The organism is Isoptericola sp. GX10416 (assembly GCF_056590155.1).
In genome coordinates, this window is record NZ_JBWPVO010000001.1 from 117132 (window position 1) to 139285 (window position 22154).

The following is a 22154-nucleotide window of genomic DNA, read 5'->3' on the forward strand; positions in this document are numbered from 1 at the left end:
AGTGCCAGCATCATGACCTCCCGAGCTCGTCGACGGACACCTGGGCGGCGAAGGCCTCGATCTCGCCACGGCGACCCGTGCCGAGGCCGTGCCGTGCCACGTTGAGGGCGCCGGCAGCAGCGCCGAGCCGCACCGCCTCCACCAGCGGCAGTTCGCGGGCGAGGCCCACAGCGATGCCGGCCGTCATGGAGTCGCCCGCACCGCGGTGGTCGACGGTGGACACCGACGGTGTCGTGAGCGTCCATCCGCCGTCCGCCGTCACGACGATCGTCGGCTCCTCCGCCCGGGAGACGACGATGGCGGCCAGGCCCTCGGCCACCCACGCCTCGGCCGCCTGTCGCAGCCCCGCCACGGAGTCGTCGTCGGCCGCGCCGGACTCGACCATCTCCTGGTCGCTCATCTTCAGCACCGCGATCGCCTCGTGCCCGACGGCGATGGCGAGCTCGCCGCTCAGGTCGGCGACGACGGGGGTGCCCGACGACGCGACGTCGCGCGCGAGCCGCGCCAGATGGTCCGGCGGGATCCCGACGTCGTGCTGGTTGCCCGTCAGCACGCAGACGTCGGACTCCAGCGCGCCGACGAGGGCGATGCCGTAGAAGTCGTCGATCGCGTGCCGGTCGAGGGGGATGGGAGGCATCGTGAGGAGCCGGGGGTCTCCGCCGCCGCGCCGGTCGCGCAGGAGCGTCCCACCGCCGCCCTGCGCGGGTGAGCGCACCTCGAGGCCGCGCGACCGCGCCAGGTGGGCGCTGATCTCGCCGGTCTCGCCCCCGAACGGGCCGCAGACGACGACCTCCGCGTCGAGCGAGCGGGCCATGGTCGCCACCCACAGTCCTTGTCCGCCCGGGTGCAGATGGATCTCGGGGACGTCGCGGGCGCGGTCCGTCTCGATCTCGATCGTCAGCAGCGGCTCCGGCGCCACGACGCAGACGGTGGGGGGCGGATCGGATGACATGTCAGGGACCATAGGCAGGATCTCGTCCTCCCGCCGGGTGGCACGGTGGCGGCCGCGGTTGCGAGGCGACGCGAGCCTGACACGGTGGCTGTGACGCCCACGCGGGCAAGGAGGACATCGCCGCCCGGCGTCCGGACGCGGATCGGTGCGCCCCGGCCGTTGCCGTGACGGCGCGCCGGTCACGCCTACGAGCGCTGGTCGGCCCGCGACAGCCGCCGGACGAGGGCGTGCACGCCCGCGCCGATCACGAGTAGGATCCCGGCGAGCACCCAGTGCCGAAGCTCCTGCTGGGTGAGCAGGAGCAGGCAGGAGGCGATCGCGAGGACAGGCATCACCGTGGGCGAGCGGAAGTGGTCGTGCTCGACGGGGTCGCGGCGCAGCACCAGCACGGCGACGTTGGTCGAGAGGAACACGAAGAGCAGGAGCAGGACGACGGTGGCGGCCAGGTCGACGAGCTCGTTGGTGGCGGCGAGCGCGATGGCGAGGGCCGTGGTCACGAGGATCGCGACGCCCGGGGTGCGGCGGCGCGGGAGCACCTGGGCGAGCGGTGACGGCAGTAGCCCCTGCCGTGCCATGCCGTACGTCAGGCGGCTCGCCATGATCATGGTCAGCAGGGCTCCGTTGGCGATCGCGACGAGGGCGATCACGGCGAAGAGCACCGGTGGCACCGCACCGGCGACCCGGACGACCTCGAGCAGGGGGCCGGAGGACGCCGCGAGCTCCGACGGCTCGACGACCGCCGGAGCGACGAAGCCCAGCAGCACGTAGACGGCGCCCGCCGTCGCGAGCGAGCCGAACAGTGCGCGCGGGTAGACGCGGGAGACGTCACGGATCTCCTCGGCGAGGTTCGCGGAGGTCTCGAACCCGACGAAGGAGTAGAACGCCACCAGGGCGCTGCCCAGGACGGCGAGCCAGACGGACGAGTCCTCCGGCGGGCTGAAGGCGCCGCCGAGGTCGGCGTCGCCGCGCCCGATGACCCAGGCGCCCAGGATCGTGACCAGCACCAACCCGGCCGACTCGATGACGGTCATCACGACGTTCGCCTGCAGGGACTCCTTGATGCCCCACGCGTTGACGAGCGCCACCACCAGCAGGAAGACCACCGCGGCGGGCACCTGGGGGACGTCGAGGAACGCGGTGAGGTACTCGCCGGTGAAGGCCAGGGAGAGCCCGGCGGCGCTGACCACCCCGGCGGCGAGCATGCAGTACCCGACGAGGAACGCGACCAACGGGCTGCGGTACGCCTTCTCGGCGTAGACGGCCGAGCCGCCCGCGCGCGGGTACTTGGTGACGAGTTCGGCGTACGAGAAGGCCGTCAGCAGGGCGAGGCAGAGCGCGACCCCGAACGACAACCACACGAGGCCGCCCGCGTCGCCGGCCATCTCGCCGATGAGGGCGTAGACGCCGGCGCCGAGCACGTCGCCGAGGATGAACAGGAAGAGCAGAGGGCCGGTCACCGCACGGCGGAGGCCGGTCGGGCTGGAGGTTCCGGTGCCAGGCATGTGGCGATTGTGCGGGGAAAGGCCGCTTGACGCGCGACGTGATCGCGACCGGGTGCGCCGGCGTGCCACGATGGCGCCGTCCGACCGGTTGGTGAGCGCCCACGAGGAGACAGACCATGGCGGGACGCCGCATCTTCAGCATGAGCTTTGCGAGCATCTACCCGCTCTACGTCGCCAAGGCGGAGCGCAAGGGTCACACCCGGGCCGAGGTGGACCACGTCGTGCGCTGGCTCACCGGCTACGACGAGGAAGGCCTGCGGCGCGCCCTCGACGACGAGGTCGACATGGAAGAGTTCTTCGCGCGGGCACCACAGATGAACCCGAACGCCTCCCTCATCACCGGAGTCATCTGCGGGCACCGGGTGGAGGAGATCACCGACCCCCTGATGCAGAAGATCCGCTACCTGGACAAGCTGGTCGACGAGGTGGCGCGCGGCAAGAAGATGTCCTCGATCCTGCGGGGTTCCCCGGCGACCTGATGGATCGGCCGGGCGGTCACCCGCAGCTGTCGCAGACGCCCGTGCCCGGCAGGGTCATGAAGCACGTCGGGCACACCGGCGCGGGCTTCTCGGGTTCCTGCGCCTTGGCCCGCGTGGTCCGCGTGGTGCGTCGGGGGGCGCGGGACGTCGGCGCTCCGCCGCTGCCGTCGACCTCGAAGCCGTGCTTGCGCAGGAGGGTACCGACCGCGACCTTTCCACCCTCCATCTCCTCGGGCAGCGCGGCCCGTCCGGTCGCGTACCGGTGCGCGACGGCGAGGATCGCCATCGCGTCGTAGGTCGTGCCACCGAACTGGAGGGTGGTGCCCGGCGTCGGGCTGAACCCGTAGAGCTTGAGGAACGCCACGGGCCCGCGGTCGTCGTGCTCGGCGATGGCCGAGAGGACGTGCGGACGCGTGACGGAGGAGAAGGTGGCCATACCTCGAGGGTAGGTCACCGACCGGGGCGCTCCGTCCGCCCGCGGCCCGGTGCCCGGGTCAGTATCCCGCCACGGGGTCGACGACGCCGGTCAGGTCGTCCCCGGCGACGAACCGTCGCAGGTTCTCGGTGACACGTCGCCGCAGGAGCGGGTCGACCATCTCCGGGGTGTCCGCGGTGTGCGGGGTGACGAGAGCGGTCGGCAGGTCCCACAGCGGGTGCCCGTCCGGCAGCGGCTCTGGGTCGGTGACGTCGAGCGCCGCCGCGCCGAGGTGCCCCGAGGCGAGGGCGGCCACCAGGGCATCGGTGTCCACCAGCGCGCCGCGGGCGATGTTGACCAGCACGGCGCCGCGCTTCGTCGCGGCCAGCTCCGTGGCACCGATCAGCGCCCGGGTGCTGCCCGTCAGTGCGGCCGCCAGCACGACGACGTCGGCCCGCGCCAGCTCTGCGCGCAGGTGCTCGGCCGTCACGACCCGTCCGGCGCCCGGCACCGGGGCGGGACGGCGGCGCACGACGACCGTCCGTGCGCGGAACGGTGCGAGCAGCTCGAGGAACGTCCGCGCGATGCCGCCGGCACCCACCACGAGGACCTGCGCCTCGTACAGCGACCGCCCGAGCTCCGGCCCCCAGGTGCGCGCCCGGGCCCGCTCGGGCAACCGACGCAGCGCGGCGAGCGTGAGCGCGAGGGCGTGCTCGGCCACCGGCTCGGCGTAGGCGCCCTTGGCGGACGTCCACACAGTGTCGTCGTCGATCAGGCCCGCGTCCAGGTAGGCGTCCACGCCGGCCGAGGGCAGCTGCACCCACCGCGCGCTCGGCGCGGCCGCCAGGACCTCGGCCAGGCCGTCCGCGCCAAGCGGACCGAACCACAGCAGGCCGTCCGTCTCGTGGCCGACCGGGACGAGCTGCGCGCCGGCGTCGCGCACCGCTGCGGGGACCCATCCAGGCGCGTCCGGGGCGGCACTGATCGCGGGGACGTGACGGCCGTCGGTGGTCATCAGGCAGGGCCTTCCGTGGGGTGGGGCGGTGGTGCGACGCTCCGACAGGCTACGTGCTCCTCGGCGCCCGGCCCGGCCTGCGGGTTCCTGCGCCGCGTCCGACGATGGAGGGACGGCCGCGCCGGTGGCCGCGAGGAGGAGGCGTTATGAAGGCACTGACCGTCCGGCCCGGCCGGGCCGGTTCGCTCGAGGTGACCGACGTCCCGGAACCTGGCCCGGAGCTCGGCGAGATCCTCGTGGCGGGCCTCGCCCTGGGCGTGTGCGGCACCGACCGCGAGATCGTGGCTGCCGAGCACGGCGCGGCCGCCGTCGGCCGGGACCGGCTGGTGCTGGGCCACGAGTCGCTCGGCCGGGTCCTCGAGGCGCCCGAGGGCAGCGGCTGGACGGTGGGTGACCTCGTCGTCGGCGTCGTCCGGCGTCCCGACCCCGTGCCTTGCGGCGCGTGCGCGCGCGGCCGATCCGACATGTGCCGCAACGGGCGGTACACGGAGCGGGGCATCCAGGGCGTGGACGGCTTCGGCAGCGAGCGGTGGCGCATCGAGCCGGACTACGCCATCCGGGTCGACGACTCCCTGGGCATGCTCGGGGTCCTGGTCGAGCCCACGTCCGTGGTGGCCAAGGCGTGGGAGCAGGTGGAGCTGGTGGGCGGGCGCTCGTGGTTCGAGCCGGAGTCGGCGCTGGTCACCGGCGCCGGGCCGGTCGGCCTGCTCGCCGCGCTGCTGGGTGTCCAGCGCGGGCTCGACGTGCACGTGCTCGACCGGGTGACCGACGGGCCGAAGCCGGAGCTCGTGCGCGCGTTGGGAGCCACGTACCACGCCGAGCCCGTCACCGAGGTGATGACCGCACTGCGTCCCGAGATCGTGCTGGAGGCCACCGGCGCCAGCAGCGTCGTCGTGGACGTCCTGTCCGGCACGGCCCGCTACGGCGTCACCTGCCTCCTCGGCGTCTCGCCGATCGGGCGGCCCGTCCGCGTGGACGCCGGTGGCGTCAACCGGGAGTTCGTGCTCGAGAACGACGCCCTCATCGGCTCCGTCAACGCGAACCAGGAACACTTCCGCACGGCGGCGACGGCGCTCGCGGACGCCGACCGCGACTGGCTCGACCGGCTGATCACCCGACACGTGCCGTTCGACCGGGCGACCGAGGCGCTCGAGCCCGAGGACGGCGGCATCAAGACCGTGATCGACCTCTGACCGCGGCGACGGCGCCCGGGTGGGCAGGGCGTCGTCGCGCTACGGTGGTGCGCAGGTCGAGCCCAGGCCGCCGTACCCGGCGAGAAGGTGTCTCATGAAAGCTCTGTTCGTCAGCTGTACCTTGAAGAGGTCCCCGGAACGCTCCAACACCGAGACGCTCGGTGCCGTCGTCGCCGACGCCCTGACCGAGCGCGGTGTCGAGGTCGGGCACGTGCGCCTCGCCGACCTGGACGTGCCGCCGGGCGTCGCGACCGACGTCGGGGACGGTGACGAGTGGCCCGGCGTCCACGCGCGTCTGCTGGACGCCGAGATCCTGGTCGTGCTCACCCCCACCTGGCTGGGCCGACCCTCCTCGATCGCTCAGCGCATGCTCGAACGCATGGACGCCATGATGACCGATACCACCGACGACGGGACCCCGGTGGCCTACAACCGGGTGGCCGGCGTGGTGGTCACCGGCAACGAGGACGGCGCCCACCACGTCATCTCCGAGATCAGCGGAGCGCTCGTCGACCTCGGCTACACCGTGCCCGGTCAGGCGTGGACCTACTGGAACCAGGGCCCCGGGCCGGGGGAGGACTACGTCTCCACCGGGCACGGGCACGAGTGGTCGCAGAACACCGCCCGGCTCATGGCGCACAACCTGTACTCCGTGGCCGAGGCGCTCGTCGCCCGGCCGGTCCCACCGCCCGGCTGACGGTCCTCGGCGTTCTTCCACCGTCAAGAGCTGCAGCACCGGGCGAAGCCCGACCGACCAGACGCCGTCTACGCCCGCAAGCTCCAGGAGGTGCTCGGCGGGCAGTACGGCGAGATCACCGTCGCCATGCAGTACGGGTTCCAGTCCTGGAACGCTCATCTGCCCGGCAAGTACCGCGACCTGCTGTACGGCATCGGGGCGGAGGAGATGGGACACGTCGAGATGCTGGCGACGATGATCTCGCAGCTGCTCGGCGACGCGCCCGTCGGTGCCGTGGAGGGCGCCGTCCAGGACGACCCGACCGTGGCCGCGATCATCGGCGGCACGGACCCGCAGCAGGCCATCGTCTCCGGTGCCGGATCGCGTCCCGTCGACTCCAACGGCAACCCGTGGACGGCCGGGTACGTCACGGCGAGCGGCAACATGCTGGCCGACTTCACGGCGAACGCGAACGCCGAGATGCAGGGTCGCCTCCAGGTCGCCCGGCTCTACCACATGACCGACGACGCCGGCGTGCGCGACCTTCTTGCCTTCCTCCTCGCGCGCGACACCATGCACCAGAACCAGTGGATCGCCGGTCGCGCAGGAGCTGCGCGACGAAGGTGTGGAGGACCTGCCCGTGCCGAGCACGTTCCCGCAGGGCAAGGAGCACACGCAGGCCTCGTACCAGTACATCAACTTCAGCGACGGCCAGCACGCGTCGGAGGGGAGCTGGGCGAGCGGCCCGACCCCGGACGGCAGGGGCGAGTTCGACTACCTCGACGCACCGCCGCCGGGCGATCCCATGCCGGCGCCCACGACGCCGGACCCGCGCTTCCACGGCACCACCGGCAAGCCCGGCGCGTTCGAGAAGGCGGCCGGAGCGGTGAAGGACGCCCTGAACCGCGAGTGACGATGCAGGGCGCGCACGCGACGAGGCAGCGCCGAGTCCCGACGCACGAGGCGCCCACCCCGCCGGAGGAGACGGAAGGGTGGGCGCCCGGTCGTCGTTCAGTCCCGCTGCTCCGGAGACCGAGGCCCGGGGGAGCGGGGGCCCGGACCGGTGTTCGGCCCGGGGTCGTCGTGCGGACGTGGCCCGGGAGCCCTCGGGCCGGGGCCCGTGCCAGGACCGCCGGGCTCGTCGGGGCTCGTGTCGGGGTCCTCGAACGGTTCGTCGTCAGTGTGCTCGCTCATGCTCGCCTCCAGACCACGAGGCGTCCCGCGGCCGCTCTCCTGGACCTCGACGCCCCGTCCTCGAAGCCTTCCAGGTCGCGACCCGCTTGCAACCGGTGCCGGCCCCACGTCGTGCGAGCCCTGGTGACGGTGGCAGCGTGAACGATGCCGGTCCAGCAGCGGGGCCATCGGGACGCCGGCCTCGGGGCACCAGGTGGCGGCGTCCCACACCGTCACCCCGAGAAGCGGTTCTTCGCAAGGCGAACCGCTGCTGCACGCAGGACGGCCCTCAGGGCAGCTCTGCGGGCTCCTTCATGCCGAGGGCGATGTGGCCGCCGAGCAGCGCTCCCGCACCGGCAGCCGCGAGACCCACGGTCGACAGCAGGACCCCGGCACGGTGGTGCCCGGAGCGGCGCGCGGCCCACGACGAGGCCATCAGCGCGTTGCCCAGGCCGTTCGCCGCGGCGTGCACGGCGGCGACCCGACGGGCGGGTCGCGTCAGGGCGCGGTAGTCGGTGAGTCCTGTGATGACCGTCGGGACGGCGCTCACCAGGCCGAGGGCGACGAGCCGCCGGGCGGCCTCGTGGTGACCCGGCGGGCGGGTCAGGTCCAGGACCGCCGCGGAGACCCACAGGCCGACGGGCAGGTCGGTCAGGGCGGAATGCACCGGGTGACCGAGCGACCGGCCGCGCAGCTCGTCGTGGAGCGGTCCGGCGGTCGGTGTGAGCTTCTGGGCCGCCCGCAGCACGGTGGCCGCCAGCCCGTCGGCGGACTCCTGACGCTCGAGCCGCTCGAGCGGGACGAACAGTCCTGGTCGCCGCTGACTCTCGGTCATGGCACCTCCGTGATGTCGCGGTCCTTGAGGCGGGCGATGAAGTCGAGCACGGCCTCCCGCGACGGCACGTCCGCCTCGCGCGCCGTCGTCATCAACCACCCTGCCAGCACGCGCAGGGGAGTGTTCGTGTCGTTGGACAGGCGGCGCAGGATCGTGAACGCGCCGTCCTCGTCGACGCCGAGGACCATCATCAGCACGCCCTTCGCCTGCTCGATGTCGGCCCGGCTCCGCGCGGCAGCCTGGATGGACGCGTCGGCCTCCTCCGCGGCGAGGTGTCGCACGCTGCGCGTGAGGTCGATCATGTAGCCGCTCACCTCGGTCACCGCTCCGTCCGCGTCGCAGGTACCCCTGCCCACGGTCGCGACGACGTGGCCCGACCCCCGGGCGTCGACGATCCGCTGGATGATGGCGAACGGCTCGTCGCTCTGCTGAGCCTTCTCCAGGACGGCCCGTGCGACCTCCCGGTCGGCGGGGTGGACGTGGGCCAGCGCGAGGTCGGTGGTCGGCACCACGTCGCCGGGCTCGAACCCGTACATCCGGAAGGAGTCGTCGGACCACCACCACTCTCCGGTGACGACCGTGATCCGGTACTCACCCACCGAGGTCTGGTCTTGGTGGGCGATGGCCTTCGCCAGCGTCTCGTCGTGCGGGACCGTCGTCATGGCTGCTCCAAGGACTCGGTGCCGGCCGCTGCATGACCGGACCTCGAAACTACGCCCTGCTACTCGGTGCGACAACCGGTCGACCGTCCGGACGCATCTGTTGGCACGTCCCGCCGGTGGGGGCTAGCGTGACGAAGGAGGTCAAGGAGCGGCTTCGGACTTCGTCCGGACGGAGACTGACCATGGCACAGACCACGGAACCGCTGACGACCACCCCGACAGATCCCTTCGTCGCCCCCCACCCGGAGGCGACAGGCCCGGTGACCGCCGAGGAGCTGGCCGGCACCCTGGCTGTCGGGACCGGCCTGCTCGTCGGGCGCTACACGGTCGATTTGGGCACGGGCCGGTGGTGGTGGTCCGAAGAGGTCACCACGATGCACGGGTACGAGGCGGGCGAGGTCTCACCGAGCCCTGACGTGCTGCGCCGGCACCAGCACTCGGACGAACGGGAGAAGCTGGTCAAGGAGTCGCTCGCTTCCCTGCGCGCGGGGCGCGAGTTCGCCTGCTCCCACCGGATCGTTGATGCGCACGGCCGTACCAGGGATCTCCTGGTCACAGGTCAGGCACGCCGTCCGCGCGGCAAGGGCAGCGAGCAGGTCGTGGGATACATCGTCGACGTCACCCCGGTGCGCAAGCAGGCGGTCGACCAGCAGGTGAAGCGTGCCATCGACGCCGCCTACGTCTCGGCGGCCTCCATCGAACGGGCCAAGGGCGTGCTGATGGCGGTGCACGGCCTCGACGAGGACGCGGCCGAGGCCATGTTGGTGCAGCAGGCGGGCGCGACCGGTGCCGGGCTGCGGCAGACGGCCGGGCAGGTCATGGCCCAGCTGGCCGCCGGTCCGGGCCTCGGCGAGGGTGCCCGCGAGCAGGTCGACCGGACGTTCGACGCCGTCGCGCCCGACCGGCGCCCGCACATGCGCGAGGCCCAGCTGGCCAGGCGGCGCGCGAGCTGAGCGGCGCAGGACGAGACTACCGAGGAGAGGCACATGTCCGACGAGCAGCAGGCGTTCCCCCCGCAGCAGCAGGACCCTCCGGGGTGGACCGGCCAGATGACCCCACGACCCGACCACGGCGAGGAGAGCTACCGAGGCTCCGGCCGCCTGATCGGCCGGCGGGCACTCATCACCGGCGGGGACTCCGGGATCGGGCGCGCGGTGGCGATCGCGTTCGCCCGCGAGGGTGCCGACGTCGCGATCGGCTACCTGCCCGAGGAGCAGCAGGACGCGGAGGAGGCGGCACGGTGGGTCCGTGAGGCGGGGCGGACGGTCGAGCTCCTGCCCGGCGACATCACCGATGAGGACACCGCGCGAGCGCTGCCGGGACGGGCGGCCGAGGCGCTCGGCGGCCTGGACGTCGTCGTCAACAACGCGGGCTTCCAGATGGCGCGGCGGGAGTCGATCGAGGATGTCACCACGGCCGAGATGGACCGCGTCCTCAAGACCAACGTGTACGCGCTGCTGTGGGTGACCCAGTCGGCCCTGCCGTACCTGGGGGAAGGCTCGGTGGTGATCAACAACTCGTCGATCCAGGCGTACCAGCCATCGACGGCCCTGGTCGACTACGCCTCCACGAAGGCGGCCATCAACAACCTGACGGTGAACCTGGCCGCCGAGCTCGGCCCGCGAGGGATCCGCGTGAACGCCGTGGCGCCCGGCCCGATCTGGACGCCGCTGCAGCCGGCGACCCAGCCCGAGAAGAAGTTGGAGTCGTTCGGTCAGGACACCCCGCTGGGCCGGGCGGGCCAGCCGGCCGAGGTGGCGCCGGCGTTCGTGTTCCTGGCGTCCTCGTCCGAGGCGAGCTACGTGTCGGGCACGGTCCTGGGCGTGACCGGCGGCAAGCCGGTCTTCTGACGCCACGACGAGGGGCGGTTCCGGAGCGAGGGCGCCGGGGCCGCCCCTCGTCGGCTCACGCCCAGGGGTCGAGCACGACCTTGATGCAGCCGTCCTCCTTGCGCTGGAAGGTGGCGTAGGCCTCGGGAGCCCGTTCCAGCGGCATCCGGTGGGTGCGCAGGTCGAGGACGCCGAGCGGGTCCGCAGGGTCCTGGACCAACGGCAGCAGCTCGTCGGTCCAGCGCCGCACGTTCGCCTGCCCCATGCGCAGCGTCAGCTGCTTGTCGAACAGCTGCAGCATCGGCAGCGGGTCCAGGGCGCCGCCGTAGACGCCGGAGATGGAGACGGTGCCGCCCCGGCGCACCAGGTCGAACGCCGTGCGCAGCGCTGCGAGGCGGTCGGTCGCCGCGCGTTCGGTCAGGGGTGCCGCGACGGCATCGGGAAGCAGCCCGACGGCCTTCTGCGCGACCTCGGCCGCGGGTGACCCGTGCGCCTCCATCCCGACGGCGTCGATGACCGAGTCGGGTCCGCGTCCGGAGGTGAGGTCGCGGACGGCGGACGCGAGCGCGCCGCCGGTTCCCGGGTCGAGCGTGGTGACGCCGTGCCGCTCGGCCATGGCCCGGCGCTCGGGGACCGGTTCGATGCCGATGACGGTGCCCGCTCCCTGGTGGAGCGCCACCCGGGCCGCCATCTGGCCGACCGGCCCCAGCCCGACGACCACGACGCTGCCGCCCTCCGGCACGTCCGCGTACCGCACGGCCTGCCAGGCGGTGGGCAGCACGTCCGACAGGTAGAGGTAGCGCTCGTCCGGGGTGCCGTCGTCGGGCACCTTGACCGGGCCGTAGTGCGCCTGGGGGACCCGCAGGTACTGGGCCTGCCCGCCCGGCACCTGCCCGTACAGGCGGGTGTAGCCGAAGAGTGCGGCGCCCTTGTCCTGGGAGCGGACCTGCGTCGTCTCGCACTGGCTCTGCAGCCCGCGTGTGCACATCCAGCAGCGGCCGCACGAGATGGTGAACGGCACCACGACCCGGTCGCCGACCTGGAGGTCACCGGCGGCGGAGCCGACCTCCTCCACGACGCCCATGGCCTCGTGCCCCAGGACGTCGCCCGCGTCGATGAACATGCCCAGCACGCTGTAGAGGTGCAGGTCGGAGCCGCAGACGGCGGTCGACGTGACGCGGACGACCGCGTCGGTGGGTTGTTCGATCCGGGGGTCGGGGACCTCCTCGGCGGAGAGCGACTCCCGTCCTTGCCAGGTCAGTGCGCGCATCTGTCCACCTCGTGTTCTCCAGCAGCTCGTCTGTGCCGCGCTTCTCGAGCACACGACCCACCCTGGGGCCGGAGGCCGGACGTTGCCACCCGGACACCCGGCGGGCGCTGGCCGGTCGACGGGGCGTCAGGCCTCCTGCGCCTCGCGCAGCACGTCGAGCGCCGACCTCGTCAGGGCGGAGCCGTCCCGCAGAGCGCGTGCCAGCAGCGCGTCGTAGGCGTCGGCCATGTCGAGGTCGAGACGCTGGGCGAGCGCGCCCTTGGCCTGCTCGACGACGACCCGCCCTGCGAGCGCATGGTCGACACGACGACCGAGCTCGTCCTCGTCCGACGTGCCGGGCTGGGCCACCACGATCGTCAGCATGTCCGCGAACCCCTGGGCCGTCCGCAGGTCCTCGGGCGCGGCGTCGAGCTCGGCCCGCGCGAAGACGTTCAGCCCGCCCACCACGGTGCCGCGCCACGACAGCGGGAAGGCGTGCGCGCTGTGCAGCCCGGCGCCGACGATGGCCCGCCCGACGGTGGGCCAACGGTCGAGGATCTCCGAGCGGCCGACGGCGGTCACGACCGCCCCGCGGCGGCGAGGACCTCCAGGTCGCTCGACCCTGCGGACGGAATCCTGCAGCGTCAGGGCTCCTCGCTTCCTTCGTCGTCGTCCGCAGACAGGTGGTCACCGTCGTGCGAGAAGTTCATCTTCCGGGTCAGCACGTCGTCGGCCACGGTCTCCAGGTCCGTGGACCGGGCGAAGGCGTGGGCCCGGAGGACGGCCAGCGCGTCGCCGGGCGGGATCTTGAGCTGCGCGGCCACCATGCCGGTGGCCTGGTGGATGCGCGCCTTGCGCGACCAGTCGAGGGCGTCGAGGTCGTTCATCAGGGACGTGCCGACCGCGTCGGCGAGGAACTGGATGCCCTCAACGCCGCGGGACAGCCGGCCGTCGGTGAGGTAGAGGCTGAGCACACCCATGGTCTGCAGGCCCGCGTGCATCGGCACGGCGTAGACGGTGAGAGGGCCGCCGAACGCCTTCGCAGCCTCCTGGGCGAACATCGGGAAGCGGTTGGGCGAGTCCTCCACCCGTGCCACGACCAGGCTGTCGTCGTGCATGGCCTGCTGCACCGGACCTTCGCCGAGCATCTCCTGCAGTGCGTCGATCTCGGCGTAGGCGCCCGACGTGCTGACCATCAGCCTGTCGCCCGGGACGGACGCGAGGGTGAGCGTGCCGCCCTGCCCGTCGAGGATCTTGACCACGGCTCGGCACAGCCGGACGGCCAGCGGCTCCTCTGCGTCGGCCGATGCCAAAGTCTGTGCGAGCAGACCCAACAGCTCTGTAGGGCTCAACCGACCGTCACCTCGTTCCCTCGTCGGGTCCAGTGTTCCACCGAGGGCCCGGGCACACGCGACCGGGCTGGTGGGCGTGGTGACGACCGTCGCCGCACCGGTCGTCACAGGCCGGGGAGACGGTCGTCGACGATGTCCCCGTCCCCACCGCGACCGACGATCGCAGCACCGTCGTGGCGACCTCGCGCTCGGTGACCTCGCGTCGCCCGGCGGCGGACCGCAGGAGCTCTCGGGCGGCCGCCTCCGAGCAGCCGTTCGTCTCCATCACCGCACCGACGGCCTGGTCGACGATCGTGGCGCCCGACGTGTCGCGCAGGAGCGCCCCGGCGGCGTCGTCGACGTCGGCGAACTCGAGCTGCAGCCGCACCGCCGCGGCGATGAGCCGGGAGTAGGCCTCGGCGGCGCCGACCAGCCGGCTCTCCCACCGGCCCCGGCACGGGAGTAGAGGTTGAGGGCGACGGAGACGCCGGGGGCGACCTCGGACGGGACGGCGAGCGCCCGGACGAAACCCTCCTCGAGGGTCTGGGCACGCCAGGCATGCCACCGCACCTCGGCCCGGACGGACGCCACGTCCACCTTGGCCCCCGTCGCCATCGCGTCGACGCAGGGGCCTTCGTCGACCATCGCCTCGGCCTGGTCGCACCGCTCCGCCGCCCGGCTGCTGCTGCCGGCGTGGAGGGTGAGCCCGTGCTGTCGCAACGTCACGCTGGCGTCCAGGTCGTCACCGAGGACTCCGGCCGACCGGGAGGCGCACTCCTGCAGGTACCCCGAGAGGGTCATCGCTGCCTTCCTGTGACGGGCTGCGCCACTCAAGTCGGCGTCCGCGCGTGCCCGGCCGTCTGCTCCCACCGTACGCCTGCCGGCCCGGCGAGCAGGACGCCGACGGCGCTCGCGGGTTTGAATCGATACGATCGTCTGCATGCGCAGGAAAGCCCTTACCTACACCGGTGACCTCGACCGGGTCGACGGTGCCCGTCCGGTCCGGTCCGTCCTGCGCCTGCTCGGGACGCAGCCGCGCCGGCTCGTCGTCGCCCTGTCCGCGTTCACCGTCAAGGAGATCCCCCTGTGGTTCCTGCCGGTCATCACCGGCGCCGTGATCGACATCGTCGCCGAGGACGGCGCCGTCGGCACGGTCCTGCTGTGGTTCGCCCTCGCCACCGTGCTGCTCGCGCAGAACTACCCCCACCACATCGTCTACACGCGCAACTTCATGACCGTCGTGCGGGGGACCGGCGCCCGGCTGCGCAACGCGCTCGTCGAGCATCTGCAGGGTCTGTCGATCGGTTACTACGCCCGCTCGAGCGCCGCGCTGGTGCAGTCCAAGGTGGTGCGCGACGTCGAGAACGTCGAGCTGATGCTCCAGCAGGTCACCCACCCGCTGCTCTCCGCGGTCATGGTGCTCGCCGGGGCTGTGACGATGACCGCGATCAAGGTGCCGGAGTTTCTGCCGGTCTACGCGCTCGCGATCCCGACGGCGCTCGTCATCCGCCGCACCATGGCCAAGCGCTCGAGGTCCCGCAACGAGCTGTTCCGTCGCGAGATGGAGACCTTCGCGACCCAGGTGGGCGAGATGGCCTCGCTCATCCCCGTCACCCGCGCCCACGGGCTCGAGCGCACAGCGACCTCACGGGTCGCGTCCGGTGCCGACGAGGTGCGTCGCGCGGCCTTCTCGCTCGACATGCTCAACGGCCGGGTCGCCTCCGTCTCGTGGGTGGCGATGCAGTTCCTCGGCGTGTGCTGCCTGGTGCTCGCCGCCGTCGTTGCCCTGACGGGAATCATCGCGATCACCCCGGGCGAGGTGGTCCTGCTGTCCACGTACTTCGGCCTCCTGACGCAGGGACTCACCCAGGTGCTCAACCTGGTGCCGGTCACCGCGCGCGGCCTGGAGTCCATGCGGTCGATCGCCGAGGTCCTGGCCGAACCGGACCTCGAGGCCAACGAGGGCAAGCGGGTCGTGGGCGACGTCGAGGGCCACCTGCAGATCGAGCACGTCAGCCATCGCTACCCCGAGGCGGACGAGGACGCGCTGCATGACGTCGACCTCGAGGTGCGGGCGGGCGAGACCGTGGCCTTCGTCGGCTCCTCGGGATCGGGCAAGTCGACCCTGCTCAACCTCGTCCTCGGGTTCGTCCGTCCCAGCAGCGGGCGCATCCTGCTGGACGGGCAGGACATGGCCGAGCTGGACCTGCGCACCGTGCGGCGCTCGGTGTCCGTCGTGCCGCAGGAGTCGGTGCTCTTCGAGGGCACGATCCGCGACAACGTGGCGTACGGGCTCGACGAGGCGTCCGATCAGCGCGTCGTCGCCGCCCTGCGGGACGCGAACGCCTGGGAGTTCGTCAGCGCGCTGCCCGAGGGGTGGGACACCGTCGTCGGGCAGCGCGGCGCGCGGCTGTCCGGCGGCCAGCGCCAGCGTCTCGCCATCGCCCGTGCGCTCGTGCGGGACCCGCGCATGCTGTTCCTCGACGAGGCCACCAGCGCCCTCGACCCGGAGGCGGAGGCCACCGTCCGGGACGCGCTGAACCGGCTCATGCGGGGGCGGACCACCCTGGTCGTGGCCCACCGGTTGTCGACCATCCGTCAGGCGGACCGCATCGTCGTGCTCGACCGCGGCCGCGTCGTCGAGGTAGGCAGCCACGACGAGCTGCTCGCCCGCGGAGGCCGGTATGCGGCGCTGCACGCGGCGCAGGAGGATGGCGTGAGCACCTAGCCGCGGGCGGCGCGGCCCGGCGCGGCCGCGGGCCTCACCGGACGGTGAACGACCTTTCGTCCCGCAGCGGCACCTCCTGGACCTCCACGTCCGTCACGTGCGCGTCCGCGGGCCCGGTCCGCAGGGCCTCGAGGACCCGGTCGACGGCTGAGCGTTCACCCTCGAGCGCGGCCTCGAGCGTGCCGTCGGGACGGTTGCGGACGAACCCCGCGACCCCGGCCTCCTGCGCGGCGCGCTGCGTGACCCAACGGAAGCCGACGCCCTGGACCGTGCCGCGCACGAGGACGTGCACCCGGATGCTCATGGCTCCACGGTAGCGAGCGCACCGGACTGCGCCATCGGTCGTGCCGCCGCGTAGAGTACTGGCGTGATGCAACGAGACGCAGGGATCGGCGCGGCCGCGCACAGCACCGACGAGCTGGCTCAGGGACGGGTGCGGCTGCAGTCGCAGGACCGCTGGATCCCCGAGGGCATGGGGGAGACCTGTCGGCAGGCAGCGGCCGAGGGAATCGTGCTGCTGAAGAACGACGGAGGGCTTCTGCCTGTGGGTGGGAGCGCTACCATCGCCGTCTTCGGCCGGGTCCAGCACGACTACTTCACGGTCGGCTACGGCTCCGGAGGAGACGTGCGCCCGCCGTACCTGTGGAACCTCCTCGACGCGCTGCGCGCGAGCGACGACGTCGAGGTCGACGCCGAGCTCGCCGAGCGCTACGAGACGTGGTGCGCCGAGCACCCGGTGGACCCCGAGCCCGAGTGGGGCACGTGGCCGCGGTCGCACCCGGAGATGCCCCTGACGGCCGACGACGTCGCGGCGGTCGCCCGACGCACGCCGCTCGCCCTGGTGGTCGTCGGCCGGTCCGCCGGCGAGGCGCGCGAGCAGGCACTCGAGCCGGGCAGCTTCCACCTCACCGACGACGAGCGCACCCTGCTGCACGACGTGTCGACCGCGTTCGAGCGCACGGTCGTCGTCGTCGACACCGGCAACGTGGTCGACCTGGGCTGGACCCGTGAGTACGACCTCGACGCCGTGCTGCTCGCGTGGCAGGGCGGCATGGAGTCCGGTCGCGCCGTCGTCGACGTGCTCACGGGCGCCGTCCCCGCCGGCGGCAAGCTCACCGCCACGATCGCGACCTCCTACGAGCACTACCCCTCCGCGGGGCACTTCGGGGCCGAGGACTTCAACGAGTACGTCGAGGACGTGTACGTCGGGTACCGCTACTTCGAGACCTTCGCGCCCGAGCACGTGCTGTACCCCTTCGGGTACGGGCTCGCCTACACCACCTTCGACGTGCGGAGCGCCGAGGTGACGCACGACGCTGGCAGCGTCGTCGTGCCGGTGACCGTCACCAACACGGGGGCTCACGACGGAACCGAGGTCGCCCAGGTCTACGTCCGTGCGCCGCACGGCCTGCTCGGCCGTCCCGCGCGGCACCTCGCCGCGTTCGCCAAGACGCGGGTCCTGGCGCCCGGCGAGTCCCAGACGATCGAGCTGCGGTTCGACCTGGACGACGTCGCCGCCTACGACGACTCGGGCGTGACCGGCCACCGCTCGTCCTACGTCCTGGAGGCAGGCCGCTACGAGGTGCTGCTGGGTACGGACGTCCGGTCCGCCGCCGTCTGCGGCGGCGTGGAGGTGCCCGCGCTGCGGGTCGTGCGCCGACTGAGCGAGGTCGCCGGCGTCGAGCCGCAGCACGCCTTCGAGCGGTTGGTGGCGCGCGCCGGGGACGACGGCGGCACGGTCGCCGCGTACGACAAGGTGCCGACGGCGACGGTCGCCCGTCGCGAGCGGGTGCTCGGGGACCTGCCCGCGCCGCTGGAGCGCACCGGCGACCGGGGCATCACCCTGGACGACGTCGCCGGGGGCCACGCGAACCTGGACACCTTCCTCGCCCAGCTCGACGACGACGAGCTGGAGGCGTTGAGCCGCGGCGACTACGTCATGGACTCCGCCCTCGGTGCGCCCGGCAACGCCGGCGCGCTGGGCGGGACGGTCGCGTCCCTGCGGGGCAAGGGCGTGCGGCCCCTGACGACCACCGACGGCCCCGCCGGCATCCGGCTGGCCACCTACACCTCGCTGCTGCCCAGCGGGACGGCGCTGGCCTCGACCTGGAACCCCGGCCTGGTCGAGCGGCTCAACGTGCTGCTGGCGCAGGAGATGGCGGTCAAGGGATCCGACATCCTGCTCGCGCCGGGCATGAACATCCAGCGCGACCCGCTGTGCGGACGCAACTTCGAGTACTTCTCCGAGGACCCGCTGCTGACAGGGATCATGGGTGCGGCGACCGTGCGGGGCATCCAGCACGCCGGGCTGGCAGCCTGCCCGAAGCACTTCGCCGCCAACAACCAGGAGACGAACCGCGAGCACAACGACTCGCGCGTCTCCGAGCGGGCGTTGCGTGAGATCTACCTGCGCGGATTCGAGATCTGCGTCACGACCGCCGCACCGCGGACCGTCATGACCTCCTACAACAAGATCAACGGCACGTGGGGCCACTACCACCACGACCTGGTGACCACGGTCCTGCGCGGCGAGTGGGGGTTCACCGGGGCGGTGATGACCGACTGGTGGCTGCGCGAGAGCACGGACCCGGACTTCCCGTCCCTGCGCAACGACGCCTACCGGGTGCGCGCCCAGGTCGACGTCAACATGCCCGGAGCGTGGGGGCGGGACGTCCAGACCGGGGACGGGTCGCTGCTGGAGTCGTTCGCCGCGCCGGACGGGATCACGCTCGGTGAGCTGCAGCGCACGGCGCGCAACGTGCTGCGCCTCGTGCTGTCGGCCGCACCGCGGGAGCGTTGAGCTAAGATCCTGCCCGGACAGCATCGCTGGGAGGCGTGGGACGACTCGTGAGAAAAGCTGCGGCATCCGCAGACAGTGACGATAGGCCGGGCACCGCCGGCAACCGGGCAGAAGGCGGTGCCCGGTGCTGATCACCGTGGCCACCCTGCTCCTGGGCTTCGTGGTCATCGCCGTGGTGATCGCGGCGAACGGCTACTTCGTGGCCCAGGAGTTCGCCTACATGTCGGTCGACCGTTCGCGGCTCGGCGCGCAGGCCGAGGCGGGCGACACCACCGCGGCCCGTGCCCTGGCGGTGACCCGCCGCACCTCGTTCATGCTCTCGGGCGCCCAGCTCGGCATCACCGTGACGGGCCTGATGGTCGGGTACGTCGCCGAGCCGCTGGTCGGCGAGAGCCTGGCCGAGATCCTCGGCGTGGTGGGCGTTCCCGCGGGCGTGAGCATCGCGGTCGGGACCGTGCTGGCGCTCGCCGCCTCGACGGTGCTGCAGATGATCTTCGGCGAGCTGTTCCCGAAGAACCTCGCCATCGCGGACCCCGAGCCACTGGCGCGTCGCCTCGCACGGTCGACGCAGGTCTATCTCGCGGCGTTCGGGTGGCTGATCACCGTGTTCGACCACGCCGCCAACGCGCTGCTGCGCCTGATCCGCATCGAGCCGGTGGAGGACGTCGACTCCAGCGCGACGCCGAGCGACCTCGCTCACATCGTCGCCGACTCGCGCGAGAGCGGGGACCTGCCCGAGGACCTGTCGATGATGCTCGACCGCATTCTCGACTTCCCCCGGCGAGACGTCGAGCACGCGATGGTGCCGCGCTCGCGGGTGGACACCGTCGACGCCGACACCAGCGTGGGCCAGGTGCGCGAACTCATGGCGGCCGCCCACACGCGGTACCCGGTCACCTCCGCCGAGGACCAGCCGGTCGGCGTCGTCCACCTGCTGGACGTGCTGGCGGCCACCGCCGAGGACGTGCCGGTCTCGCAGATCATGCGCCCGGTGACGGTCGTCCCGACGCTGATGCTGCTGCCGGACGCACTGGCGCAGCTCTCCGCGGAGCACGACGAGCTGGCGTGCGTCATCGACGAGTACGGCGGGTTCGCGGGGATCCTCACGCTCGAGGACCTCGGCGAGGAGATCGTCGGCGAGCTCACCGACGAGCACGACGACGATGCGGACGAGGTCGTCGAGGCCGACGGTGTGGACGCCTGGCGCATGGACGGTGACGTCCACCTCGACGAGGTCGCGCGCGCCATCGGCCACGACCTGCCCCGCGGGGACTACGAGACGCTCGCCGGCCTGGTGATCGCCGGCTGCGGGACCCTCCCCGAGGTGGGCCAGTCGGTCGACGTGGAGCTGCCGGTCGACCCGGCGGACCTCGCGACGGACGAGCCCGTCCGGCGGCTGCTGCGTGCGGAGGTCCTCGAGGTGGAACGCCGGGTGCCCGCCGTGGTGCGGGTCTCGGTGGAGACGGTCGACGCCGACGTGCGCGACGACGAGGGGACGGACTGATGAACGACGCCTGGGTCGTCGTGGCCGCGACGACGGGACTCATCGCGCTCAGCGCGTTCTTCGTCGTCATCGAGTTCGGGCTCCTCGGCGCCCGCCGGCACCGCCTGGAGGAGGCCGCGGTGTCGAGCCGTGGCGCCCGCTCCGCGCTGCGCGCCGCCAACGAGCTGACCGTGATGCTCGCGGGCGCCCAGCTGGGCATCACGGCCTGCACGTTCGCGCTCGGTGCCGTGACCAAGCCGGCGGTGGACCACTGGCTGGCGCCGATCCTGTCGTCCTGGGGGCTGCCCGGCTGGCTGGCGGGCACGCTGTCCTTCGCGCTCTCGTTGCTCTTCGTCACCTTCCTGCACCTGGTGGTGGGGGAGATGGCGCCCAAGTCGTGGGCGATCGCGCACCCGGAGCGTTCGGCGATCCTCGTCTCGCCGCCGGCGCGGGCGTTCGTATGGGCCTTCCGGCCCCTGCTGCTGTGGATCAACGCCGTCGCGAACCGGCTGGTGGCCGCGACCGGCGTGCAGCCGGTGGACCGCGCCGCCGTCGGGGGGCATGACGCGGCGACCATCCGCCACCTCGTGGAGCACTCGGCGGAGGTCGGCACGATCGACGCGTCGATCCGTAGCCCGCTGGCCGGTGCCCTCGACCTGACGACCCGACAGGTGTCGTCGTTCGTGGGCACCGGTGCCCGGCCGACGGCGGTGGCCACGACGGCGACCGTGGCCGACGTGCAGGCGATGTCTCGCCGCTCGGGCCACCTGCGCATCCTCGTCGAGTCCGACGACGGCGCGCCAGGGGTCGTGCACGTGCGGGACACGCTCCTCGAGCCGCTCGACCGGCCGGCACGTGAGCTGGCCCGGCCGGCCTACGTGGCCCCGACGGACCAGCCCGTGCACGAGGCGCTGTCCGGGATGCGCCGGGCCAGCGAGCAGCTGGCCGTCGTGATGGACGGGTCGCGCTTCGTCGGCGTGGTCACCCTCGGTGACGCGCTGCGGCAGGTCACCCCCGGCTCCACGCCAGGAGCCGCGGGTCAGGTGTGACGGCCGCCGTGAGTCGTCGGGCTGCGGTGGGCGTGCAGCGCGAGCGTCAGGTCGACGAGGTCGCGGGGCCGGTCCACGCGGCGTCCGGTGAGACGCTCCAGCCGGCGCAGCCGGTTGGTCACGGTGTTGCGGTGGCAGCCGAGCCGCCTCGCGGTCTCCCTGGCCGACCCGTCGGTGGCCAACCACGTCGCGAACGTCTCCAGCAGCATCTCCTGGTCGGGCTGCACCGCGTCGAGGAGCACGCCCAGGACCTGGTCGCGGATCTGGCGCGCCAGGGTGGGGTCGGCGCCCAGCAGCGCGGCGGGCAGATGCTCGGCCAGCCGTGCTGCACCGCCGTCGGGCGGGCACAGGTCCAGCGCGGTCTCGGCCTGCCGACGGCTGTCGGCGAGCGCGGCCAGCCCGTCCACGGGCAGCCCGATCCCGAGGCGGACGCCGGCCGGCAGGCGGTCGTGCGTCGTCGGGACGGTCGTCGCGTCGTCGAGCCGCACGATCCCGAGCTCGACGGGACGCGAGCTGTGCCAGTGCACCTGGGCGGCACGACGGCCGACGACGGCGCGTCCGGTCGCGAGCCCGGCCTGTCCGGGCGCTTCGAGGGCTACCACCTGGTAGCGCCCCGTGACCGGCATCGCGAGGGCCATCGCCGCCGGCCGCAGCTCGGCCAGCAGGCAGGAACCGTCCAGCAGCGAGGCGACGGCCCGGTGCCGCGACCAGGCGGTGCCGCCGAGCGCGCCCGTTCGCGGAGCAGGGGCCGCGGTCAGGGTCGTGACGTCGGGCATGAATCCT

Annotated in this window: 21 protein-coding genes and 1 pseudogene; 10 read left to right on the forward strand and 12 right to left on the reverse strand. The window is 72.8% G+C overall.

All coding sequences use genetic code 11. From position 1 onward, the window contains the following. Nucleotides 1-10 precede the first annotated feature (10 nt). Together ACWAT2_RS00535 and ACWAT2_RS00540 are read right to left on the reverse strand one after the other, a co-directional pair. On the reverse strand, nt 11-952 hold the full coding sequence (locus tag ACWAT2_RS00535; protein WP_402371928.1) for a PfkB family carbohydrate kinase: 942 nt from the start codon (nt 950-952) through the stop codon (nt 11-13). Nucleotides 953-1137: 185 nt separating this feature from the next. Beyond that, nucleotides 1138-2454 carry an APC family permease gene (locus ACWAT2_RS00540; RefSeq protein ID WP_402371927.1) on the reverse strand — a complete coding sequence of 439 codons (1317 nt, stop codon included), beginning with the start codon at nt 2452-2454 and terminating at the stop codon, nt 1138-1140. 116 nt (nt 2455-2570) lie between these two features. Here ACWAT2_RS00540 and ACWAT2_RS00545 point away from each other — a divergent pair, with 116 nt between their 5' ends. After that, complete coding sequence (locus ACWAT2_RS00545) at nt 2571-2933, forward strand: DUF2200 domain-containing protein (protein WP_402371926.1); 363 nt, start codon at nt 2571-2573, stop codon at nt 2931-2933. A gap of 16 nt (nt 2934-2949) precedes the next feature. On the opposite strand, the gene ACWAT2_RS00550 is transcribed toward ACWAT2_RS00545, so the two are convergent. Then, nucleotides 2950-3369: a ScoMcrA-related endonuclease gene (locus tag ACWAT2_RS00550; protein WP_402371925.1), complete on the reverse strand. Its 420-nt coding sequence runs from the start codon at nt 3367-3369 to the stop codon at nt 2950-2952. Nucleotides 3370-3427: 58 nt separating this feature from the next. Next, on the reverse strand, nt 3428-4363 hold the full coding sequence (locus ACWAT2_RS00555) for an NAD(P)-dependent oxidoreductase (protein WP_402371924.1): 936 nt from the start codon (nt 4361-4363) through the stop codon (nt 3428-3430). Between the two features lie 146 nt (nt 4364-4509). On the opposite strand from ACWAT2_RS00555, the gene ACWAT2_RS00560 reads away from it, so the two are divergent. From ACWAT2_RS00560 to ACWAT2_RS00570, 3 genes and pseudogenes are all read left to right on the forward strand, one after another. Next, entirely contained in the window at nt 4510-5556 is a 1047-nt protein-coding gene (locus ACWAT2_RS00560; protein ID WP_402371922.1) for a glucose 1-dehydrogenase, read from the forward strand. 94 nt (nt 5557-5650) lie between these two features. Then, on the forward strand, nt 5651-6253 hold the full coding sequence (locus ACWAT2_RS00565) for a flavodoxin family protein (protein ID WP_402371921.1): 603 nt from the start codon (nt 5651-5653) through the stop codon (nt 6251-6253). Nucleotides 6254-6283: 30 nt separating this feature from the next. Then, nucleotides 6284-7145, forward strand: a pseudogene (locus tag ACWAT2_RS00570) (manganese catalase). A gap of 549 nt (nt 7146-7694) precedes the next feature. On the opposite strand, the gene ACWAT2_RS00575 reads toward ACWAT2_RS00570, so the two are convergent. Beyond that, nucleotides 7695-8240, reverse strand: coding sequence for a DUF2231 domain-containing protein (locus ACWAT2_RS00575; protein ID WP_402371919.1), 546 nt, complete (start codon nt 8238-8240; stop codon nt 7695-7697). After that, nucleotides 8237-8902: a PAS and ANTAR domain-containing protein gene (locus ACWAT2_RS00580; protein ID WP_402371917.1), complete on the reverse strand. Its 666-nt coding sequence runs from the start codon at nt 8900-8902 to the stop codon at nt 8237-8239. The genes ACWAT2_RS00575 and ACWAT2_RS00580 overlap by 4 nt, the downstream gene beginning before the upstream one ends. 182 nt (nt 8903-9084) lie before the next feature. Between ACWAT2_RS00580 and ACWAT2_RS00585 the strand changes: the two genes are divergently transcribed. Next, nucleotides 9085-9855 carry a PAS and ANTAR domain-containing protein gene (locus ACWAT2_RS00585; RefSeq protein ID WP_402371915.1) on the forward strand — a complete coding sequence of 257 codons (771 nt, stop codon included), beginning with the start codon at nt 9085-9087 and terminating at the stop codon, nt 9853-9855. Between the two features lie 33 nt (nt 9856-9888). Beyond that, entirely contained in the window at nt 9889-10752 is an 864-nt protein-coding gene (locus ACWAT2_RS00590) for an SDR family oxidoreductase (RefSeq protein ID WP_402371914.1), read from the forward strand. A gap of 55 nt (nt 10753-10807) precedes the next feature. Here the strand turns inward: ACWAT2_RS00590 and ACWAT2_RS00595 are convergent, their stop codons facing one another. From ACWAT2_RS00595 to ACWAT2_RS00610, 4 genes are all read right to left on the reverse strand, one after another. Continuing rightward, nucleotides 10808-12001 (reverse strand): alcohol dehydrogenase catalytic domain-containing protein, encoded by a 1194-nt coding sequence (locus tag ACWAT2_RS00595; protein ID WP_402371912.1) that lies wholly within the window; start codon nt 11999-12001, stop codon nt 10808-10810. Between the two features lie 126 nt (nt 12002-12127). Further along, nucleotides 12128-12562, reverse strand: a complete 435-nt coding sequence (locus tag ACWAT2_RS00600) for an ANTAR domain-containing protein (protein ID WP_402371911.1) — start codon at nt 12560-12562, stop codon at nt 12128-12130. Between the two features lie 62 nt (nt 12563-12624). Then, on the reverse strand, nt 12625-13332 hold the full coding sequence (locus ACWAT2_RS00605; RefSeq protein WP_402371909.1) for a GAF and ANTAR domain-containing protein: 708 nt from the start codon (nt 13330-13332) through the stop codon (nt 12625-12627). Between the two features lie 7 nt (nt 13333-13339). Then, complete coding sequence (locus ACWAT2_RS00610) at nt 13340-13699, reverse strand: ANTAR domain-containing protein (protein WP_402371907.1); 360 nt, start codon at nt 13697-13699, stop codon at nt 13340-13342. Between the two features lie 552 nt (nt 13700-14251). Here ACWAT2_RS00610 and ACWAT2_RS00615 point away from each other — a divergent pair. Next, on the forward strand, nt 14252-16039 hold the full coding sequence (locus tag ACWAT2_RS00615; RefSeq protein WP_402371906.1) for an ABC transporter ATP-binding protein: 1788 nt from the start codon (nt 14252-14254) through the stop codon (nt 16037-16039). A 34-nt stretch (nt 16040-16073) separates the two neighbouring features. On the opposite strand, the gene ACWAT2_RS00620 is transcribed toward ACWAT2_RS00615, so the two are convergent. Next, complete coding sequence (locus ACWAT2_RS00620; RefSeq protein WP_402371905.1) at nt 16074-16343, reverse strand: acylphosphatase; 270 nt, start codon at nt 16341-16343, stop codon at nt 16074-16076. A 66-nt stretch (nt 16344-16409) separates the two neighbouring features. On the opposite strand from ACWAT2_RS00620, the gene ACWAT2_RS00625 reads away from it, so the two are divergent. From ACWAT2_RS00625 to ACWAT2_RS00635, 3 genes are all read left to right on the forward strand, one after another. Continuing rightward, the gene (locus tag ACWAT2_RS00625; protein WP_402372089.1) at nt 16410-18839 is read left to right on the forward strand and encodes a beta-glucosidase; all 2430 of its coding nucleotides are present in this window, start codon (nt 16410-16412) and stop codon (nt 18837-18839) included. Nucleotides 18840-18963: 124 nt separating this feature from the next. Beyond that, nucleotides 18964-20343 carry a hemolysin family protein gene (locus tag ACWAT2_RS00630; protein ID WP_402371903.1) on the forward strand — a complete coding sequence of 460 codons (1380 nt, stop codon included), beginning with the start codon at nt 18964-18966 and terminating at the stop codon, nt 20341-20343. Then, nucleotides 20343-21371: a CNNM domain-containing protein gene (locus tag ACWAT2_RS00635; RefSeq protein WP_402371901.1), complete on the forward strand. Its 1029-nt coding sequence runs from the start codon at nt 20343-20345 to the stop codon at nt 21369-21371. Before ACWAT2_RS00630 ends, ACWAT2_RS00635 begins: the two co-directional genes overlap by 1 nt. Here ACWAT2_RS00635 and ACWAT2_RS00640 read toward each other — a convergent pair. Next, entirely contained in the window at nt 21362-22147 is a 786-nt protein-coding gene (locus ACWAT2_RS00640) for a PucR family transcriptional regulator (protein ID WP_402371899.1), read from the reverse strand. The genes ACWAT2_RS00635 and ACWAT2_RS00640 overlap by 10 nt on opposite strands. Between the last annotated feature and the right edge of the window lie 7 nt (nt 22148-22154).

What these genes read in the sequence shown, in the direction of transcription:
- ACWAT2_RS00535 (WP_402371928.1), bottom strand. Translation starts at nt 952, where the DNA reads ATGTCATCCGATCCGCCCCCCACCGTCTGCGTCGTGGCGCCGGAGCCG.
- ACWAT2_RS00540 (WP_402371927.1), bottom strand. Translation starts at nt 2,454, where the DNA reads ATGCCTGGCACCGGAACCTCCAGCCCGACCGGCCTCCGCCGTGCGGTG.
- ACWAT2_RS00545 (WP_402371926.1), top strand. Translation starts at nt 2,571, where the DNA reads ATGGCGGGACGCCGCATCTTCAGCATGAGCTTTGCGAGCATCTACCCG.
- ACWAT2_RS00550 (WP_402371925.1), bottom strand. Translation starts at nt 3,369, where the DNA reads ATGGCCACCTTCTCCTCCGTCACGCGTCCGCACGTCCTCTCGGCCATC.
- ACWAT2_RS00555 (WP_402371924.1), bottom strand. Translation starts at nt 4,363, where the DNA reads ATGACCACCGACGGCCGTCACGTCCCCGCGATCAGTGCCGCCCCGGAC.
- ACWAT2_RS00560 (WP_402371922.1), top strand. Translation starts at nt 4,510, where the DNA reads ATGAAGGCACTGACCGTCCGGCCCGGCCGGGCCGGTTCGCTCGAGGTG.
- ACWAT2_RS00565 (WP_402371921.1), top strand. Translation starts at nt 5,651, where the DNA reads ATGAAAGCTCTGTTCGTCAGCTGTACCTTGAAGAGGTCCCCGGAACGC.
- ACWAT2_RS00575 (WP_402371919.1), bottom strand. Translation starts at nt 8,240, where the DNA reads ATGACCGAGAGTCAGCGGCGACCAGGACTGTTCGTCCCGCTCGAGCGG.
- ACWAT2_RS00580 (WP_402371917.1), bottom strand. Translation starts at nt 8,902, where the DNA reads ATGACGACGGTCCCGCACGACGAGACGCTGGCGAAGGCCATCGCCCAC.
- ACWAT2_RS00585 (WP_402371915.1), top strand. Translation starts at nt 9,085, where the DNA reads ATGGCACAGACCACGGAACCGCTGACGACCACCCCGACAGATCCCTTC.
- ACWAT2_RS00590 (WP_402371914.1), top strand. Translation starts at nt 9,889, where the DNA reads ATGTCCGACGAGCAGCAGGCGTTCCCCCCGCAGCAGCAGGACCCTCCG.
- ACWAT2_RS00595 (WP_402371912.1), bottom strand. Translation starts at nt 12,001, where the DNA reads ATGCGCGCACTGACCTGGCAAGGACGGGAGTCGCTCTCCGCCGAGGAG.
- ACWAT2_RS00615 (WP_402371906.1), top strand. Translation starts at nt 14,252, where the DNA reads ATGCGCAGGAAAGCCCTTACCTACACCGGTGACCTCGACCGGGTCGAC.
- ACWAT2_RS00620 (WP_402371905.1), bottom strand. Translation starts at nt 16,343, where the DNA reads ATGAGCATCCGGGTGCACGTCCTCGTGCGCGGCACGGTCCAGGGCGTC.
- ACWAT2_RS00625 (WP_402372089.1), top strand. Translation starts at nt 16,410, where the DNA reads ATGCAACGAGACGCAGGGATCGGCGCGGCCGCGCACAGCACCGACGAG.
- ACWAT2_RS00635 (WP_402371901.1), top strand. Translation starts at nt 20,343, where the DNA reads ATGAACGACGCCTGGGTCGTCGTGGCCGCGACGACGGGACTCATCGCG.
- ACWAT2_RS00640 (WP_402371899.1), bottom strand. Translation starts at nt 22,147, where the DNA reads ATGCCCGACGTCACGACCCTGACCGCGGCCCCTGCTCCGCGAACGGGC.